17 protein-coding genes are annotated in these 18,191 nt (G+C 44.6%); 3 read left to right on the top strand and 14 right to left on the bottom strand.

The features are described from left to right. Positions 1–120: 120 nt before the first annotated feature. The 7 genes from IGJ05_RS11755 to IGJ05_RS11725 form a co-directional block, all read right to left on the bottom strand. The gene (locus IGJ05_RS11755) at positions 121–1,047 is read right to left on the bottom strand and encodes an alpha/beta fold hydrolase (RefSeq protein WP_010749990.1); all 927 of its coding nucleotides are present in this window, start codon (positions 1,045–1,047) and stop codon (positions 121–123) included. 512 nt (positions 1,048–1,559) lie between these two features. Continuing rightward, positions 1,560–2,588, bottom strand: coding sequence for a Gfo/Idh/MocA family protein (locus tag IGJ05_RS11750; RefSeq protein WP_010749991.1), 1,029 nt, complete (start codon positions 2,586–2,588; stop codon positions 1,560–1,562). Positions 2,589–2,612: 24 nt separating this feature from the next. Then, a complete protein-coding gene (locus IGJ05_RS11745) occupies positions 2,613–3,581 on the bottom strand; it encodes a sugar phosphate isomerase/epimerase family protein (RefSeq protein ID WP_005228209.1) in 969 nt (322 codons plus the stop codon). Next, the gene (locus IGJ05_RS11740; protein WP_010749992.1) at positions 3,578–4,297 is read right to left on the bottom strand and encodes a ThuA domain-containing protein; all 720 of its coding nucleotides are present in this window, start codon (positions 4,295–4,297) and stop codon (positions 3,578–3,580) included. The genes IGJ05_RS11745 and IGJ05_RS11740 overlap by 4 nt, the downstream gene beginning before the upstream one ends. After that, positions 4,294–5,046 carry a sugar phosphate isomerase/epimerase family protein gene (locus IGJ05_RS11735; RefSeq protein WP_010749993.1) on the bottom strand — a complete coding sequence of 251 codons (753 nt, stop codon included), beginning with the start codon at positions 5,044–5,046 and terminating at the stop codon, positions 4,294–4,296. Before IGJ05_RS11735 ends, IGJ05_RS11740 begins: the two co-directional genes overlap by 4 nt. Before the next feature lie 30 nt (positions 5,047–5,076). Next, entirely contained in the window at positions 5,077–6,150 is a 1,074-nt protein-coding gene (locus IGJ05_RS11730) for a Gfo/Idh/MocA family protein (protein ID WP_005228203.1), read from the bottom strand. 234 nt (positions 6,151–6,384) lie between these two features. Continuing rightward, the gene (locus IGJ05_RS11725; protein WP_010749994.1) at positions 6,385–7,251 is read right to left on the bottom strand and encodes an AraC family transcriptional regulator; all 867 of its coding nucleotides are present in this window, start codon (positions 7,249–7,251) and stop codon (positions 6,385–6,387) included. Between the two features lie 132 nt (positions 7,252–7,383). Between IGJ05_RS11725 and IGJ05_RS11720 the strand changes: the two genes are divergently transcribed. Beyond that, positions 7,384–8,172 carry a PHP domain-containing protein gene (locus IGJ05_RS11720; RefSeq protein ID WP_060791485.1) on the top strand — a complete coding sequence of 263 codons (789 nt, stop codon included), beginning with the start codon at positions 7,384–7,386 and terminating at the stop codon, positions 8,170–8,172. 111 nt (positions 8,173–8,283) lie between these two features. Here the strand turns inward: IGJ05_RS11720 and IGJ05_RS11715 are convergent, their stop codons facing one another. The 6 genes from IGJ05_RS11715 to IGJ05_RS11690 form a co-directional block, all read right to left on the bottom strand. Continuing rightward, on the bottom strand, positions 8,284–9,222 hold the full coding sequence (locus IGJ05_RS11715) for a 2-dehydropantoate 2-reductase (RefSeq protein ID WP_005228196.1): 939 nt from the start codon (positions 9,220–9,222) through the stop codon (positions 8,284–8,286). 266 nt (positions 9,223–9,488) lie between these two features. Further along, entirely contained in the window at positions 9,489–10,451 is a 963-nt protein-coding gene (gene trhO / locus IGJ05_RS11710; RefSeq protein WP_010749997.1) for an oxygen-dependent tRNA uridine(34) hydroxylase TrhO, read from the bottom strand. Between the two features lie 107 nt (positions 10,452–10,558). Further along, positions 10,559–11,308, bottom strand: a complete 750-nt coding sequence (locus IGJ05_RS11705) for an alpha/beta fold hydrolase (protein WP_010749998.1) — start codon at positions 11,306–11,308, stop codon at positions 10,559–10,561. 98 nt (positions 11,309–11,406) lie between these two features. Continuing rightward, a complete protein-coding gene (scrK, locus tag IGJ05_RS11700; protein ID WP_010749999.1) occupies positions 11,407–12,279 on the bottom strand; it encodes a fructokinase ScrK in 873 nt (290 codons plus the stop codon). A 19-nt stretch (positions 12,280–12,298) separates the two neighbouring features. Next, a complete protein-coding gene (locus tag IGJ05_RS11695; RefSeq protein WP_005233908.1) occupies positions 12,299–12,796 on the bottom strand; it encodes an LURP-one-related/scramblase family protein in 498 nt (165 codons plus the stop codon). Positions 12,797–12,799: 3 nt separating this feature from the next. Next, entirely contained in the window at positions 12,800–13,675 is an 876-nt protein-coding gene (locus IGJ05_RS11690) for an SPFH domain-containing protein (protein ID WP_010750000.1), read from the bottom strand. Between the two features lie 165 nt (positions 13,676–13,840). Between IGJ05_RS11690 and IGJ05_RS11685 the strand changes: the two genes are divergently transcribed. Beyond that, entirely contained in the window at positions 13,841–14,197 is a 357-nt protein-coding gene (locus tag IGJ05_RS11685) for a hypothetical protein (RefSeq protein WP_005228172.1), read from the top strand. A 39-nt stretch (positions 14,198–14,236) separates the two neighbouring features. Here the strand turns inward: IGJ05_RS11685 and queG are convergent, their stop codons facing one another. Continuing rightward, positions 14,237–15,412, bottom strand: coding sequence for a tRNA epoxyqueuosine(34) reductase QueG (gene queG / locus IGJ05_RS11680; RefSeq protein WP_005228165.1), 1,176 nt, complete (start codon positions 15,410–15,412; stop codon positions 14,237–14,239). A 258-nt stretch (positions 15,413–15,670) separates the two neighbouring features. On the opposite strand from queG, the gene IGJ05_RS11675 reads away from it, so the two are divergent. Beyond that, a complete protein-coding gene (locus IGJ05_RS11675; RefSeq protein WP_010750001.1) occupies positions 15,671–17,995 on the top strand; it encodes an HAD-IC family P-type ATPase in 2,325 nt (774 codons plus the stop codon). Positions 17,996–18,191 lie beyond the last annotated feature (196 nt).

Genomic DNA, 18,191 nt, shown 5'->3' with positions numbered 1-18,191 from the left:
AAATCTCTCCTTTATGTTAGATGTGAAAATCATTATAACAGATAGCCGAAAATGAAAAAAGCCTTAAAAGAGAAAATAATTTTGAATTTTCAGAAAAGACTACCAATTTCTTAACGTTCGTCATTTCGGCATTTTTTCAAACAGCCAGCGAGAAATTTCATTGTAAACGATCTCGCGATTGCGCTCATTCAAAATCTCATGCCGGCCCTGCTCAAGCAAATACATCGTCACGTCAGCATTTTGCTTCAGCTGCTGAGCCAATTGGCGGACGCTTTTGCCATAGTGCCCCACAGGATCATCTGCACCTGAAATCAAGAGCAGCGGCAATTCTGGATCAATCCTGCGCAGTTGATCCGGATCACTGGCAGTTTGCGTCAATGTAAAGAGATCCTTGTAAGCCGCTAAGGAAAAATGAAATTGCGTGTAAGGGTCCTTCAAGTAGCGATCCACTTGTTGCGGATCACTGGTCAACCAATCCTTGGCGGTCCGATTGGGACGAAAACGCCGGTTGTGCTGGCCAAAAACCAGCTGTTCCATTACGTGATAAGGCCATTGCTGAGCGGCAAACGGGCGCAACAAGTTCGTGACAAGTTTGCCTCCTTGCATCAGCACGGCTTTTTCCATCGTGGTGCCCATGATGATCGCTCCTGACAATGGATGTGGCTGACTAAACAAATAATTCCGCAACACCAGAGACCCCATACTGTGCCCTAAGATAAAGCATGGTCGGTCTGGGTAGCAAGCAGCTGCGTACTGATGGACCACTCCCACATCTGCCACTAAATAGTTGGCGCCCTCTTTTTCACCAAAATGCCCATAGGCCTGTGTTTCTTTCACGGATTGCCCATGCCCTAAGTGATCATGACCGACCACCGCATAGCCTTGCGCAGTCAAACATTCCGCAAACTCGTGGTAACGTTCAATGTGTTCGATCATTCCGTGAACGATTTGCACGACTGCTTTCGGCTGTTCTTCTGGCAGCCACGTTTTGACAAAAAGCTGATCCTTCCCATTTGATGAAGTCAGCTTTTCTTGATTCATCCTCATAGTTCGCACCTCTTTTGCTTTTTCTTTTCCCTTCGCCAAATAAAACGGTCGTTTTCTTTATTATACATGGAATTTTAGGCTATGGCGGTAGGAGTTGGGAATTTTCAAGGATAAAAAACCACGCAAAACGTGAGAAGTTCAAACATATGTAGCACAATAGCCACCCCTATTTGCGGTAAGAGTGACTATTGTGCGCTTGTTGCAACTTCCAAGCGTGTGGGTTAGCGACAACTTGCCTAGCTATCGCCTCGCTTATCTAACCAATAAGCGTATAGATCGAGGTACCTCGAGTGATCCTACTAACCCAAACCATTCAAAACAGTATTCTTTAACTGAACATCAAGTACCTTAACCAAAGCTTCTTTTGAAAATTGTTTCCCCTTCACATGATTATGGGTCACTTATGATGTCAAGAAATAAAAAAACTGGGACAGAATGAACATCATTCTCTCCCAGTTTTTGCTTCTCGCACTCGTTCGGTTACATGGATAAAGAGCTGCTTCCTCTATCTCTTACGCTGTAGCAAAAATGCGTTCGATCAACTGCATCACTGCTCGGACTTCTTCGTTTTTAACGATAGGTTCGGCACCGTTGCGTACAACGTTGTAAAAATTCTTGTAGAAAGGTTCAAAATCCGCTTCGGCTTTCGGGAAAGGAATTTCTTTGGCTGCCAATTCCGATGGGGGTGCCATCGTTTTCGTCAAGCCGACGCCTGCTTGGACTGGTTTTGGTGCTGCCACATCTTCGCGACCTGTTGCTTGCACCATTTCCCCATTTAAATCCCAATCGGTGATGGTGGCTGTTCCTTCTGTGCCTTTGATGTACCAGCGAGGCAATTGCGTGTAATTGGAAGTTCCAACTTCCACGATTGCTTTGACCCCATTTTCAAAGGTAATCAAAGCGAAGAACCCATCATCGACTTCTTCCCCCAACACAAAGCTAAGATCCGCTTTAACATCTTTCACTGGACTGTCGATCAGCCATAGCATTTGATCCAGCAAGTGAACGCCCCAGTCTAAAAGCATTCCCCCACCTTGTTTTTTCACATGGCGCCAGTCTCCTGGGATGCCGTTTGCCCCTTGGACCCGTGACTCTAATTGGAACAAATCACCGATCTGTCCATTACGGTACAGTTCGCGTACAAGTAGAAAATCAGGATCCCAACGGCGGTTTTGGTGAACCATAAAGGTATTGCCAGTTTCTTGGGCAACCGCCACGATCTCATCTAGTTCCGCAGTATTCAGCGCAACAGGCTTCTCGCAAACAACATGTTTGCCTGCTTTCAACGCAGCGATCGATAACTCTTTGTGCAAGTCATTAGGTGTGGCGATCAATACTGCTTCGATCGTCTCATCGGCTAAGACTTCATCATAGCTTTTAAAGATCTTATGGCCTTTTTCTTGGGAGATCGCTTGACGTTCTTCATTGATATCGTAAGTTCCTACGATGTGGATTCGTTCGTTTTCATTTGGTAAGATATTGTGGACATGGTACGCACCCATGCCGCCATATCCGATTACTGCAAAATTGATTGCACTCATGTCTGACACTCCTCGGTTTTCTTCTTATGCCCACCACATGGATGAAGCTTCTTCACGGATCATAATCGTCTTCAAGTTACTGATGGCACGAGTCAGTCCTTCATCAATGGACATGATTGGATCTTCATGTTCAATACTCAAGACATAATCATACCCATAAATTCTAAGCGCAGAAATAATATCTGACCAGACTTGTAAGCTGTGGCCGCAACCGACTGAACGGAAGGTCCAAGCTCGGGTTTTGACATTGCTATATGGCTGCATGTCCGTCAAGCCATGCATGTTGATATTGTCTTGATCCAAATACGTATCTTTGGCATGGAAGTGATGGATCGCATCGGCTTCCCCTAAGATTTTGACCGCTGCCACTGGGTCGATCCCTTGCCACCATAAATGACTTGGATCCAAGTTACAGCCGATGGCTTTCCCCGCAGCATCCCGCAGTTTCAACATCGTATAAGGGGTATGTGCCAAAAAGCCGCCATGAAGTTCGATCCCAATTTTAACACCAGCCGCTTCTGCTTCCGTGTTGATGCCTTTCCAATAAGGAATCAGTTTTTGTTCCCATTGATAATTATAATTGTCATCGTATTCCGTTGGCCATGGCAATACTGGCCAGTTGACTTGTGTATCTGTTGCATTTCCGCCTGAAACGCCTGAAAATCCGTTCACAACAGGTACATTCATTAAGCTGGCTAATTTGATGGTTTTGCGCAAAAGTTCATCGGCTTCTTGCGCTTCTGCTTTTAATGGAGAGATTGGGTTGTTGTGACAGCTCAAAGCTGAGATTTCCAATCCTTTATCAGCTAATTTCGCTAAGTATTCTTTTCGCTCTGCTTCACTTGCTAGTAAACGGTCAATGTCTAAGTGGGCATTGCCTGGAGAACCACCGGTACCGATCTCGACGGTTTGCAGCCCTTTTTTCGCTACTTCATCGATCATTTCTTCGAAGCTAAGTTGATTGAATAACGGGGTAAAAACACCTAATTTCATTTTCTTTCCTCCTCAATTGCTTGAAAATGCCCATATGTTGGGTAACGATTTTCTGTTGGTGCACACCAGCGAGCCGCATTTTGGATCACTTTTTGCACTTTGGGATTGTAATAGCTTGGGAATGTCTCATGACCAGGCTGGAAATAGAAGATCTTGCCATTCCCACGGCGGAATGTACAGCCGCTACGGAAAACTTCACCACCAGGGAACCAGCTGACAAAGATCAATTCATCCGGCGCTGGAATATCAAAGTGCTCGCCATACATTTCCTCTTGCTCTAGTTCGATCCATTCGCCGACTCCTTCAACAATTGGGTGGCTTGGATTGACATTCCAGATCCGTGCATGCTGATCGTCTACCCGCCATTTCAAATCGCACGACGTTCCCATCAAGTTTTTAAAGATTTTCGAAAAATGACCAGAATGCAAGACGATCAGTCCCATTCCTTCCCATACACGCTGCTGCACACGAGCAACGATAGCATCATCGACTTCTTCGTGCGCCATATGGCCCCACCAAACCAACACATCCGTATCAGCCAATACTTGCTCCGTCAACCCGTGTTCTGGTTCATCAAGGGTCGCCGTTCGCACTTGGAAATCATCCTCTTCTAAAAACTTGGCAATTTGACCATGGATTCCTTCTGGATACATTTTTTGGACGGTCTCATTCGTTTTTTCATGACGAAACTCGTTCCATACCGTAACATGGATCATTGGTAGACCTCCTCTACGATGTTTTTTAATTGCAGATAATCAATCCCGCTGGCTTCTAAAGGAGCGAATTTTTGAAACGCTTCCTGCTCGACGATCAGCCATGGTAGTTCTAATGCTTTAGCTGCTTCTACATACGACTTGATTGGTAAAATCCCATTGCCGATCTCGGTGCTTTCCTGCGGCTGCTCTTGCATATCTTTGATATGAACCAAACCGACCTTCGTTTCGCGTTCCTTTAGCCAAGGTAAAACAGCCACGTTTGCAAAGGCTAACCAGTAAAGGTCGGCTTCCAAACGCAGTTGCGGATTGTCTTTGATCAGTTCATCGATCATAGATTCTCCAGCAACTTCAGTAAATTCATGGGCATGGTTGTGGTAGTAGCAAGTCAGCCCTTCTGCTTGCAACTTTTGGGTGATCTGGGTCAGCTCCGCAGCAAAGGCTTGCCATTTTTTCAAAGAATCAAAACTGGCATACGGAATGACGATCCGTTGATTGCCAATCGTTTTTTCAAAAGCGACGGTTTCTTCAAAACGATCTCGCAATGCTTCAAACGGGATATGGGAAGCCGCGACCGCCAAATCCAACTGCTCAAGCATTTCTTTGATCTGAGCAGCACTGTGTCCATGATAACCGGCAAATTCAACACCGTCATAGCCGTTTTGTTTTACTGTTTTCAACGCTTCAAAAAGGTCTGTCTTGCAGTCCTCTTGAATACTCCAAAGCTGTAAAGCGATTTTCGGTTTTGTCATTTATGCTCGCTCCTTTTCTTCCAGCAGTTCTTATAGGTAGACTGGCTCACCGGTTTGCGATGATTTGTAGATCGCTTCTAAAATCTCCGTCACGACCATTGCTTCTTCAGGTTTGACCACTGGTTCGGTATCGTTGATGATCGCATGGATCCACGATTGTGCTTCTAAAATTTCTGGCGTCTCGCCGTTTCCTTCATAAAAATCAACGCCGCCTGTTTCAAGTTCGATATTTTTTTCATACAGCAAGCTGTGGTCTTCTCCGTTGATGGTCAAACCGTTGTTCATATCCGCACCCGCTTTGCTGCCCATCAGTGTCGTTTTGGCTTCTTTCACATCCAAGCTGTTGAGCGCCCAGCTAGCTTCTAAGAAAATCGTTGCGCCATCTTCCATGACCACAAAACCAAAGGCCGAATCTTCTACTGAGAATTTCTCTGGATCCCAAGGGCCCCAAGCATTTGCGGCATTTTTGGTTTGCGACAACTCATGATACGCTTTTCCGACAACAAATTTTGGTTTGTAATTGTTCATCATCCATAAGGTCAGATCCAATGCGTGGGTACCAATATCGATCAACGGACCGCCGCCTTGCGCTTCTTCATCAAGGAAAACACCCCAAGTTGGCACAGCCCGACGACGAATCGCATGAGCTTTCCCAAAATAAATGTTTCCTAACTGTCCTTCGGCGCACACTTCATGAAGATAACGAGAATCTTTTCTAAAACGGTTTTGGTAGCCGATCGTGAGTTTTTTCCCTGTTCGGTTAGCTGCTTCGATCATTGCTTTGGCTTCTGCCGCTGTTTTTGCCATTGGTTTTTCACACATGACATGACAATCCGCTTCTAGTGCGGCAATCGTCAACTCAGCATGTGAGGCGTTTGGTGTACACACATGGATCACATCTAGATCAGCTTGTGCCAACATTTCTTGATAATCGCTGAATACTTGGGCATCTTCGGTCCCAAACGCTGATTTCGCTTCAACTGCACGTTCAACCAGCAGATCACAAAAGGCAACCATTTCTACTTCTTCTACTTGAGACAAGGCAGGCATGTGCTTGCCGTTTGCGATCCCACCGCACCCAATGATTCCAACTTTAACTGTCATATCTTTCCTCCTGAAAACGCTTATTATTTTCTACCCCCTCATTATAGCGAAACATCGAAAGCAGTTCTTCCCAGTTTCCATTGAAAAAATTCCCGAAAATTATCTTATGAAACTTTAACAAAAAGAACCACTCCACAATTTATGCAAAGCGCTTAAAAAAACACTATCGAGAAAAAAATAGTGCCAAATTGACAAAAAAACAGTCGACAAGCAAAGGCTCATCGGCTGTTTCTCTCAATTTTGATTCAGTTGTTTCTGGTACTGCAACGGTGATTGACCAACGGCTTCCTTAAAGACATGGTGAAATGTTTTAACACTGGCAAAACCTGCTTTTTCAGCGACTTCTGCCATGGGGATCTTTTCATTTGCCAAGATAAATTTGGCTTGATTGATGCGGTATTCCGTCAAAAACTGCATGAAGGTCTTGCCAGTATTGGTTTTAAAGAAACGCGTGAAATAATGGGGACTAAACCCTACATGTCTTGCGGTGTCCTCCATCGTCAAGACTTCTTGGTAATGAGATTCGATGTACTCAAAGACATCATTCAGACGCTGCAAGGTTTCTTTGTATTGTGCGGCCGTTCGTTTTAGCGGATTGACGGCTTGTTTGCGCTTTGGCAAACTTTGATAGCACTCCCCAATCAACTGGTAAAGCAGCCCGAGAGTCAAATAACGCTTCCCAACGACATTTTCCTCTTCCAACTGATACAACTCGATCAAGAGACCTGTTATTTTTTCCGTAAAACTCGTTGGCCAATTTTTGCTGTGGGGCTCCCCTTCTTCAAAGAGTGTCATCAAGGATACTTCATTTTCTCGAAGCAACGGCTCTTCAAAAAGCTTCATATCAAATTGATAGACATAGCGTTCACTCTCAGGCGATGCTAGAAAATAGTGGGGTTGCCCGCTGGAAAAAAGATACAGATCCCCTTCCTCCAACTCAATGATCATATCGTCAACACCAATATTGACCGTGCCGCGCTTAGCGTAAATGATCTCGATTTCTTTATGGACATGGGGGTAAACGATGGTCAACCCATCATTTAGAAACGTTCGAAAACGAAATTCACTTTCAAATTCAGGAATTTCAAGGTACATACTCATGGCTGACCGACTCCTTCGCTCTATTCTTATTTATTATAAGCGAAAAATTGTCCAAGAGAAAACCTTTTCTCAGCCAATCATAGTTTCTTCTGCTTTTTTGTGGTATCGTATTCAAGAAAAGGAGTCTTGTTTATGAATTATTATGATCAACATCTGCATACATTTTTGTCTTTTGATTCAGATGAACAGTTTGAGAATTATCTTGCTTACCAGCCTGCCTACTTCGTTGCGACAGATCATTTCGATTTGAAGAACCCCTATTCGGGATTCCGTGATGATATTCCTGACTATGAATTACTAGTAAATACCCACCAGAAGCTGCAAGAGACCACAGCGACGAAACTCTTAAAAGGCATCGAGATTGGTGTCGTGCCTGGTCAAGAACAAGAAATCTTGCGCTATCTTGAAAGCCATCCCTATGACTTGAAATTGATCAGTATCCATCAAAACGGTACCTTTGATTATATGGACGATGCCGTGTTGAACAAGGACAAATTTGCAGTCGCCAAACAATACTTTGACCAAATGGCCCACGTGTTGGACTCGTTTTCTGACGGGCACATCGTGACCCACTTTGATTATGGCTTGCGTCGTTTCCAATTTACAGCTGAGGAATTGGCCGCCCATTTTGAAACAGAGTTAACGACGATCTTCAAAAAAATCGTTGCCCGTGACTTAGCGATGGAAATCAACGCGAAGAGCTTTGGCCCCTATCAAAATGCCCACCTTTATCAATATGCTATCCCGCTGTATCAAAGTGTCGGTGGTAAATTGTTCACCCTCGGCTCTGATGCCCATAAAGCCAGTGACTATCGGTTAGATTTTGCAGCGATGAGCGATCTATTGCGTTCCTTTGGTGTCAATCAATTAGCGGTATTTCAAGGTAGCGAACGGTTTATGGCGGATCTGCCTGCTCAATAGCGTCAACTTTGAATGCACTCTACAGCAACACATTTTCAATAAATGGACAAAAAAACGGCGAACCCTAAAAGGATACGCCGTTTTTGCATTTTTAGAATAGATTTACTTAGGTTATTCTGCTGCTAAAATATCTTCCTTAGCATGGATCATTTGAGTCAAAAAGTCACAATAAGGCGTTGGCACTTGGTACTTGCGGCCTTTTCGCGAGATTGCGCCATTGATATAATCGATCTCGGTTTTGCGATGATTATTGATCAAATCTTGATACATGGATGGATAGTGCATTCCGATGCCTTCTGGATCATAGGTTTCTTCAATATGGTGGACTACTTCGGATACATCCAGTTCAACAGATTCATGGGCAGCAACTGCCGCAAATTCTTCCACGATCGTTTGGACCATCGCACGCGCCGTTGAGGTTTGTCCGAATTGGGCAATATTCACATTTAAAATCGAACACAAGCCATTTAGGGTGCCGTTGACACAGGCTTTGCGATAGATGGAGTAACGGATGTTCTCAGAATAAGACGCATTCAACCCAGCATCAGCCAAGACTGCCGCCAATTGACGGGCATCTTCTTCTTTCCCCGGTTCGATGTTTTGCAGTTCTACAGAACCATCCCCAAACAAGCGAACATTACCAGGACCAATCAAGTCCGCCGTCCAAATGGTATTTCCTAAAAAGATTTTATCCGTGCTGACATATTTTTCAATCGTGTCCTCATGACCGATCCCGTTTAATAAGCATAAGACTTTCGTTTGCTCTCCGATCATCGGTTTGATCGTTTGCATCATTTGATCCAGTTGCATCGCTTTAGTAAAGACCAGGATCAAGTCTGCTTGTACAGTCGTTGGGATCTCATTTTGCGAATAGATCGAAAAAGGGACTGCGATCTCTTCACCGTTTAAGTTCGCTCGTAATCCGTGTTCACGGATCGCTTCGATATGCGCAGGCCAGCCGTCGATTAACGTGACGTCATTTCCGCCTCTTTTTAGCATAATAGCAAAACGGCTGCCCATAGCACCTGCACCAGCAATAACAATTTTCATCTGAATTCCTCTTTCCTCTTCCACAATTAGGTATAGTTTACTCTAAAATCGTTAAATATGCGAGAGCCTTGCGTTTTTTCTCGATAGGAAAGAAAAAAGAACAATTGGAATAGTTAGATTTTTCAGATAATTAAAAAACAATCGTTTCCAATTCTGTCCATTCAAAAAAGCCGCACGGAAGGTGGAAAAACTGACTGAGCTAAGCCAGTTTTCGGACTCACGTGCGACTCTTTTAATCCTTCATTTCCTGTGAAACAGTTGTCGGTTTAGGCAGTGACTGTTTCATTTTTTGTTGCAAAGTTTTTTAACCGTTCAGCTTTTTCTGCTTCTGTGATTCCATGTTGCTCCACGTAACGGTTGTGTTCGTGGATGGCACAATCATAGCTGCAGGCACCTAAATGGGCAGCCTGATTTTCCTCAGAAGTTAAGAATTGGCGATTGCATTCTGGGTTGGCACAGTTTACATAGCGCTCGCAAGGTGTCCCATCAAACCAGTCGCGGCCGATGACTTTTTTATCTACATGATTGATTTCCACACTGATGCGTTCATCAAAGACGTACATTTTCCCATCCCAAAGCTCACCTTGAACTTCTGGGTCATTCCCATAAGCAAAGATACCGCCATGGAGTTGGGCCACATCTTCAAAGCCTTCTCGCAGCAGCCAGCCTGAGAATTTTTCACAACGGATACCACCAGTACAATAAGTAACGACTTTTTTATCCATGAATTTTTCTTTATTATCGATGATCCATTGCGGCAACTCACGGAAGCTGCGGATATCGGGACGAACGGCTCCTCGGAAATGGCCTAAATCATATTCATAATCGTTACGGGCATCGATCACCACGGTATCTTCATCTAACAACGCTTCTTTGAACGCTTTAGGATCTAAATATTTTCCAGTCATTTCTAATGGATCGATGTCGTCTTCAAGGTTCAATGAAACCAATTCTTTACGCGGACGAACGAATAGCTTTTTAAACGCATGTTCTTCTACTTCGTCAATCTTATAAAAAATCCCTTTAAAACGGGGATCAGCTTCCATTTTTTCCATATAGCGATCCGTTGCTTCAACCGTTCCAGAAAGTGTGCCATTGATCCCTTCATTGGCTACTAAAATACGGCCCTTGATGCCAATTTCTTTTCCAAATGCTAAATGCTCCTTGGCGAAGCTTTCCGGATCTTCAATTGTTGTGTATTTATAAAATAATAAAACGCGGTATGTCAAACCAATTCCTCCTTTTTTTGCACCCTACAGTATAGGTTATCACGTGACAAAAAACGAGTTTTATGCTTGTACCTTTTCACACAATCTTTTTCCTTGCGCAAACCGTGTCATGGATTGGTTTGATTGAGCTCTGCCACGAAAAAAGCTGTGACTTGATCCATCGTTTCTCCACGTACCAGATGGCGTTCTTCTCGCGAGATAAACTGCAAATTTGCTTCTGGATTTTCTGCCACAAAGGCTTCCACATCACCATAAGGAATTTTCTCGTCTTGGGTACCATGCCAAAACAAAAGAGGACGCTGTCCCAATTTCTCTGGTTGAGAAGACAGGTCGTAAGCATCCATCCAGCTTAAAAGCTGACCATAATCCTCGGGTACAAAGAACCCAGCAGCGCCAGCGTGCATTTGGATGCGGTCACGGTATTTCAACATGGAAGGAGAACCCATGATACAAGCTGCCGCTGTGATTTCTGGATGCTGACACAATAAACCGCACGTGGTCATCCCTCCCATAGAGACTCCACCAACTGCGATCTGACCGTTGACCAAACCAAGGTTTTCAAAAAAATCGACTAAGTAAGAAAACTCAAATAGATTGGTTTGGATACTTTGCCAAAAAGTTAAAGAAGGAATCTCCGATAGCTGGGTCTTGCGCTCCCCATGATTGGCTGCATCTGGCAAGACCACCCGAAAACCTTCTCTAGCCAACTTTCTGCCTTGTGTCAACACTAATTCTTTACTCGTCTGCCAGCCATGATAGTAAATAATCAATGGCAGCGGCTCATAAATCATTTCTTCAGGTACGACTTCTAAGACCGGAATATTCCCGATTTTTCTTTTTCGAACAGCTAATTTCATTCTTTTCCACCTCAGCTTAAGTATACAAAAAGTCGCCAAAAGCGCCACTGATACGCTGTAAAAAAGATCATACCCGAAGAGTATGATCCCTTTTTCGTTTATGAATGTAAGACCGCTTCTCGAGCCAATGCCAAACAACCGAGGGTTCCAGCGTTGTCTTCTAATGCTGGGGTCACGATATATTTGCTTAACTCAGGTGTTTCAACATACCCATTGACCAATTTTGCAAATGCGTCGTGGACGTTTTGCAGCATATGGCGTTGTTTCATCACACCACCACCAAAAATGATCACATCTGGAGAAAACATCAAGGTTGTATTGTAGGCACATTGAGCAATATAGGAGGCTTCGATTTCCCAATAAGGATCATCTTCTGCAACCTCTTGACCTTTTTTCCCTAAGCGTTTTTCGATGGCGGGTCCAGCAGCCATCCCTTCTAAACAGTTGCCATGAAATGGACAGCTGCCAGCAAAGTCATCTTTTGGATGAGGGACGACCAGCATATGCCCCATTTCTGGATGACTAAAGCCTTCGATAAAGCGCCCTTCTTGTAAGGCACCGCCGCCAACACCTGTACCGATCGTGTAATAAACGACACTACTCAATCCTTTGCCACTGCCAAAGACATACTCACCATAGGCGGCCGCATTGACATCTGTTGTCCAAGAAATCGGGATCGGAAATTCTTTTTTCATGGTACCGATGAAATCAAAATTTTGCCATGCCAATTTCGGGGTCGAGGTAATGTACCCATAAGTGGCAGAATCGCGATGGATATCGATGGGCCCAAATGAGCCAATCCCAATCCCTGCTAAATCTGCTTGGTATTGTTTGAAGAAACCAATGACTAAAGGCATTGTTTCCTCAGGTGTCGTTGTCGGAAAGCTCACTCTTTCCTTGATTGTCATTTCTTCATCGCCAATGGCGCACACAAATTTTGTGCCGCCTGCTTCAATCGAACCGTATAACATGCACATCGCTCCTTTTTTTCTAACTACTTGCTGAACTTGACGCTGCGGCATCATCTGCTTTGACGCGATCGATGGCTACCACTAATGCAATGATCAGGTCATCTAGATCTTCTTCATAGATCACAACTTCATAGGTATCGCCCCAAGAGATCCATTTTTTGTGGATCTCTGCGATCCGTTTGCCGTTGCGGTTGACCACAAAATCCATATCCCACCAATTGCCGTCCACATCGATGCCTTCTGCACTGATGGAATAGCGGGCTTTAAAAAATGTGAAATGTTTTTCTAAAACGATCGCTTCTTGGCCGTGGACTTCCACAAAAAATTTCGGTAATAAACTGAACACTTTTTTGGTGATCTCCGCGATCGGTCGCTGCTGCTCATTGAAGATCGTAAAACTTTTCGGGATCTTAAAAAAACTGCCTTCGACATAATAGCGAGGGTTTTGTAAATCATCGGTGACGGTAAATTTTTCGCCAATGCTGAAAACCTTCTGTTTGATGTAAAGTTTCTTCAAATGCTACACTCCTTTCTCTTTGACATCGCCCGTATTGATCACCGGCTGCGTGCCTTTATCGGTAATGATCGACACCAATAAATTATTGATCAGTTGGACTTTGCGGTCATCTGTGAAATTGATGTCCTGTCCGTCTTCGATTTGTTCTAACGCCATTTGTGTCATGGAGACGGCCCCTTCAACAATGATTTGCCGTGCTGATAAAATTGCTTTAGCTTGTTGGCGCTGCAACATCGCACTAGCGATCTCAGTCGCATACGCGAGGTGATTTAAGCGGGTCTCTATGACTTCGACCCCAGCAACAGCCAATCGTTCTTGCAATTCTTTTGCCAGTTCTTCAGAAACTTCATTGGTATTGCCTCGCAACGTCAGATCATCGTCATTGAACGTGTCATACGGGTATTGCGTCGCAATATGACGAATCGCTGTTTCACTTTGGATCTCAATGAAATCTTGGTAATAATCGACATCAAACAATGCTTTCGCCGTATCTACGACTTTAAAAACCACCACCGCCGAGATCTCGATCGGGTTTCCGTCTGAATCATTGACCTTCAACAGCGAACTGTTAAAGTTACGGACTTTCAATGAAACATTGATTTTTTGGGTTAAGGGGGTTGTCACGAACAAGCCGTTGTCTTTAATGGTCCCTAAATATTGCCCAAAAAAGAGGATCGCTTTGGCTTGGTTGGGCTGTACGATCGTTAACGAACTAAGGAAAAGAAACGAAACGATCCATAAAAGAATACTGAGAACGATTTCGAGAACGCTCTCATTTACGAACCCATGATAAAACAAATAACCGCCGCCAACTAATAACCCGATCAGCACAACCAGTGCTAAATACCCATTCACATGAAATGTCTGTTTTTCTGTCATTTTTATTCCTTCCCTTCTTGCTCTTATCTTACCTTGGTTAAAGCCGCTGTGCAAATGTTCTTGCGCATATTAGGGACGATTCCCAATCAAGCTATTTTGTTTTCTGCAACTTTCCCGTTACAATTAAGGTAGGACAAAATTTTTCTCAAAAAAGGAGTAATTCTTATGGCACAAAAAATTGACTTAGAAACGAGTAAATGGTCGTTGGAATCGATCATTAAAACGGTCGGCACCGATCTTTCCTCTGTTGTAGAGGTACAAAACAAAGATGGCATTGACGTCGTAGTGATCTCGAAAGACGAGTGGCAACATCTTTTGGAATTACTCGATGCACGTCATGCAGAAGGCTATCGGTTAGAACAAGAGCTTCCTGAAGAAATTTTAGTTGACGTTGCCGATACCGACAACCAATACACCGAAGAAGGCGAGTTAGAAATGGAGCTGCCTGAGCGTGTGCATCCAGCACCAGATTTTGAACTCGATTCAGAAGAAATCGTTGAAAGTGATGACGTACTAGATTAAACAAAAAAGCAAAACGGCCACGGGCACGTTTTGCTTTTTTTATAGCTCTTTTTCCTGCTTTTTGGTAATGACTGCTTGCAATCGTTCGATGGCAGGTTGCAATTCTTGCTGTGCTTCTTCTTCGGGTTCTAACTCTGCGCATCGTTGCAGTCGCTCTAACCACATCTCTGGTTCTTTGACGCCCAACTGACCAATGGCCCAATAAGCCGTTCCTCGAATCACTGGGCGAACGTCTTCTGTCGCACAGCGCCAAATCGCTGGCAAGGCACTGCGGTCTCCCACATTGGCTAAGGCGATGATGGCATTACGCTGCAGCGGTTTTTTCCCCCGCCAAGAGCCAGATAGATGGCCAAATTGTTCTTTGAAGGCTTTGTTTGATAAAGACAGCATCGGTTGCAGTTTTGGATAAACGGTATCGACTTCAGGCTCCATCTCTTGATGAAAATGGAAGTCCTTCCCCCGATTATAAGGACAGACCAGCTGACAAATATCGCAACCGTAAATCACGTTATGCATCTTTTTGCGGTACTCTTCTGGCATCATGCCCTTCGTCTGGGTTTGATAGGACAAACAGCGCTGGGCATTCATCCGACCATCGCCCAATAACGCTTTGGTGGGGCAAGCCGTCACACAACGCATGCAATCCCCACAACCAAACGGGACTTCTTCATCTGGTTCAAGAGAGATATTAGTGACGATCTCCCCGAGATAAACAAACGAACCAAACTCTTCTGTGATCAGCAAGCCATTACGACCGATAAAGCCAAGACCCGCCCGCTGCGCTGCCGCCACATCCACCAATTCCCCTGTATCGACTTGCGGTGCGAAACGCCATTCGACTTGTTCTTCCATCGTTTGCGCTTGTTCTTTGATAAAGGCGATCAAGCGATCCAACCGTTCTCGCAAAATATCATGGTAATCGATGCCCCACGAGGCACGGGCAAACATGCCACGTTTTTCATCCCGCGGGACTTTCTCTTTGATTTTTGTCGGATAAGCTAAAGCGATCGCAATGATCGTTTGCGGATTTTCAAATGTCCGTTCAGGATAGATACGCTCTTCGATCACGGGATGCTCAAAACCAGAGGTATGGCCCTTGGCTTTTTGTTCCCGCAAGGAAGGCTCCAATGCCAAAAACGGCTCCGCTGAAGCAAACCCGATCTTGTCGATGCCAAGCCGCTTGCTTTCTGCAATAATTTTTTCTTTTAAAGACATGCTCGCTACCCTCTTTTGTCCGCTAAGCATCTGCTTCTCGGCTTTTTCTCTTCCCCTATTATACGTAAGCACCAGAAAAAAGTCGATGGTGCGGTTTGTTCCCCCATTTTTTTCTTTCTTTAAAAGAACACGTGTTGATTGTTTAAGATTTTAATTAATTTTATCGCTATTTTCCTCGCAACGATTGCATTGCCTTTTTCGAATGCTAGACTAGATAAAGGAATCAGAAAGAAATGAACAAATGAAATGGAGATGCTTATGACTCAATTACCCACCGGCTTGACTGCAGCAGAAGTCGCCAAGAAAACCCAAGAGGGGCTGCACAATGATTATGAAACCAAAACCAGTAAATCAACTGCTGCGATCATCAAGGACAATTTACTGACGTTATTCAATTTTCTCAACCTATTGATTGGCGTTTTTTTATTTGCCGTAGGCGCCTATTCCAACATGTTCTACTTAGCGATTATTTTTGTGAATATCACCATTGGGATCAGCCAAGAATTGCACGCACGTAATTTAGTAAAAAAACTCTCACTTGTTTCACCGCAAACGGTACGAGTGATTCGAGATAGTCAAACCCATGAGATTTCAGCCAAAGAATTGGTCTTAGAAGACTCAGTCATTCTTGGTGCTGGGGACCAAATCCCCGCTGACATGACGGTGCTTTCTGGACTAGTCGAAGTCAATGAAGCGATGCTGACTGGTGAAGCCGATCTGGTTGTCAAAGAAGCAGGTGCTTCCTTACTCTCAGGAAGTTTCATCGTCAGCGGTGAAGTGACAGGAAAAGTCATTCATGTCGGTGCTGAAAACTACGCAGCGAAACTAAGCAATGAGGCGAAGGTCCACAAACCGATCCGCTCTGAGCTGCTTGCTTCGATCCGTAGTGTGTCCAAATTCACTAGCTATGTGATCGTTCCTTTAGGGGTGATCTTGTTCTTCCAAGCCTTTATGATGCGAGATGCTGGAATCAAGGAATCCGTCGTCGTTTCTGCCGCTGCCTTATTAGGAATGTTACCAAAAGGACTTGTCCTGCTGATCAGTATCGCCTTGACGACAGGTGTCATTAAATTGGCCAAAAAACGGATTTTGGTCCAAGACATGTATGCCGTTGAAACCTTAGCGCATGTCGATACCCTTTGTCTGGATAAGACGGGGACGTTGACGGAAGGCCATATGGTTCTCGAATCGATCGTTCCTCTCCAAGCCGACAGCGACCCTAACATGCTCTTAGGGAATTATTTGGCAGCCAGCACAGATAACAATTTGACGATGCAAGCATTGCGTCAAGGCTGCCCTGAGCTAACGGATCATCAGCCGATCGAAGTCGCTGCCTTTTCTTCACAGCGCAAATGGGGTGCTGTAGCTTTTGAACATCTAGGAAATGTCTATCTTGGCGCACCTGAAAAAGTCGCTGGCTCTGCTGCCTTGCCGCAAGTCAAAGAAGCGCAAGAAGCAGGTCTGCGAGTGTTGATTTTAGCCGTAGAGACCGATCCAAAAGCGCCAGCATCCTTTGACCCAAGCAATGCACAAGCGGTGGCAGTCTTGATTTTATCTGATATCATCCGCCAAAACGCTGAAGAAACCTTGGCTTACTTAGCCGATCAAGGCATCGATCTAAAGGTAATCTCTGGCGATAATCCAATAGCTGTCGCTGCGATCGCCCATCGTGCAGGTCTTGCGAATGCCGATCAAGCTATCGATCTTTCTACCTTAACGACCGAAGCAGAAGTCCGAGAAGCTGCGACACGCTATACGGTCTTTGGTCGTGTGACCCCTGAACAAAAGAAACTGCTTGTCCAAGAATTAAAAGCCAATCACCGGACCGTTGCTATGACGGGCGATGGCGTCAATGACGTGTTGGCGCTGCGGGAAGCCGACGTTAGTATTGCGATGGCTGCTGGCGACAGTGCGGCTCGTCAAATCGCTAACTTTGTCTTATTGGATTCTGACTTTACTACGTTGCCAGATGTTTTATTTGAAGGACGCCGCGTCGTCAATAACGTCACCAAAGCGTCGGGGATCTTCTTTATCAAGACGATTTACAGCTTCTTGCTCTCTTTGGTTTGTATCCTGACATCCAGCGCCTTTCCGTTCTTGCCGATCCAAATCACATTGATCGACTTAGCAATTGAAGGCTATCCATCATTCTTCCTTTCCTTTGAAGAAAACAAAGCACCGATCAAGGGGCGCTACTTGCCGACGGTCTTACTCAATGCATTACCAAATGCCTTGTTGGTGTTAGTCAATTACTTTGCGATCCGCTTTTTACAAACCGACTACGGTTGGTCGCAATTTGATACGACGACCTTGTTGTACTATTTGTTGATCGGGATCAGCTGTATCGCTGTGATTCGCGCTTGCTTGCCGTTAAATCCATTGCGATTGTTCTTAGCGATTACCACTACCGTGGGGATCTATGTCGCAGCAATGCTTTTCCACGGATTGCTGGAAGTCGGTTTCTTGACCGCCGTAACATTGCCTTACTTCCTTGGCATGATGGCATTGAACATCTGCCTGTACGTGGGGCTTTCTTTCCTAACGAAGCGCTTTTCAGCCAAAGTGCTCGTTAAACAATCCTAATTGATTTTACCGCATCGCTCTTTCTTGCTTTGTCCAGAAAGACGATGCTGTTTTTTTGTCCTCTCCATAGGTGCAACCATACAAGAAGAAAGAAATTTGGTATACTGAACCTGTAGGCGGTTTCAACAAGGACGGTGTTTCTTTGGAAAAGGCAACCCCCTTGTCAAACAGCCAAATTTAATCAGAAAGTGTTGGT

The sequence above is a fragment of the Enterococcus sp. AZ167 genome (genome assembly GCF_051714025.1).
GTDB lineage: Bacteria > Bacillota > Bacilli > Lactobacillales > Enterococcaceae > Enterococcus_D > Enterococcus_D casseliflavus.
Note: the sequence above shows the minus strand (reverse complement) of the source record. Positions and strands in the feature narration are given on the sequence as shown.

Excerpts from the sequence above, each read along its gene's own strand:
- IGJ05_RS11755 (WP_010749990.1), bottom strand. The coding sequence starts at position 1,047 with ATGAGGATGAATCAAGAAAAGCTGACTTCATCAAATGGGAAGGATCAG.
- IGJ05_RS11750 (WP_010749991.1), bottom strand. The coding sequence starts at position 2,588 with ATGAGTGCAATCAATTTTGCAGTAATCGGATATGGCGGCATGGGTGCG.
- IGJ05_RS11745 (WP_005228209.1), bottom strand. The coding sequence starts at position 3,581 with ATGAAATTAGGTGTTTTTACCCCGTTATTCAATCAACTTAGCTTCGAA.
- IGJ05_RS11740 (WP_010749992.1), bottom strand. The coding sequence starts at position 4,297 with ATGATCCATGTTACGGTATGGAACGAGTTTCGTCATGAAAAAACGAAT.
- IGJ05_RS11735 (WP_010749993.1), bottom strand. The coding sequence starts at position 5,046 with ATGACAAAACCGAAAATCGCTTTACAGCTTTGGAGTATTCAAGAGGAC.
- IGJ05_RS11730 (WP_005228203.1), bottom strand. The coding sequence starts at position 6,150 with ATGACAGTTAAAGTTGGAATCATTGGGTGCGGTGGGATCGCAAACGGC.
- IGJ05_RS11725 (WP_010749994.1), bottom strand. The coding sequence starts at position 7,251 with ATGAGTATGTACCTTGAAATTCCTGAATTTGAAAGTGAATTTCGTTTT.
- IGJ05_RS11720 (WP_060791485.1), top strand. The coding sequence starts at position 7,384 with ATGAATTATTATGATCAACATCTGCATACATTTTTGTCTTTTGATTCA.
- IGJ05_RS11715 (WP_005228196.1), bottom strand. The coding sequence starts at position 9,222 with ATGAAAATTGTTATTGCTGGTGCAGGTGCTATGGGCAGCCGTTTTGCT.
- IGJ05_RS11705 (WP_010749998.1), bottom strand. The coding sequence starts at position 11,308 with ATGAAATTAGCTGTTCGAAAAAGAAAAATCGGGAATATTCCGGTCTTA.
- scrK (WP_010749999.1), bottom strand. The coding sequence starts at position 12,279 with ATGTTATACGGTTCGATTGAAGCAGGCGGCACAAAATTTGTGTGCGCC.
- IGJ05_RS11690 (WP_010750000.1), bottom strand. The coding sequence starts at position 13,675 with ATGACAGAAAAACAGACATTTCATGTGAATGGGTATTTAGCACTGGTT.
- IGJ05_RS11685 (WP_005228172.1), top strand. The coding sequence starts at position 13,841 with ATGGCACAAAAAATTGACTTAGAAACGAGTAAATGGTCGTTGGAATCG.
- queG (WP_005228165.1), bottom strand. The coding sequence starts at position 15,412 with ATGTCTTTAAAAGAAAAAATTATTGCAGAAAGCAAGCGGCTTGGCATC.
- IGJ05_RS11675 (WP_010750001.1), top strand. The coding sequence starts at position 15,671 with ATGACTCAATTACCCACCGGCTTGACTGCAGCAGAAGTCGCCAAGAAA.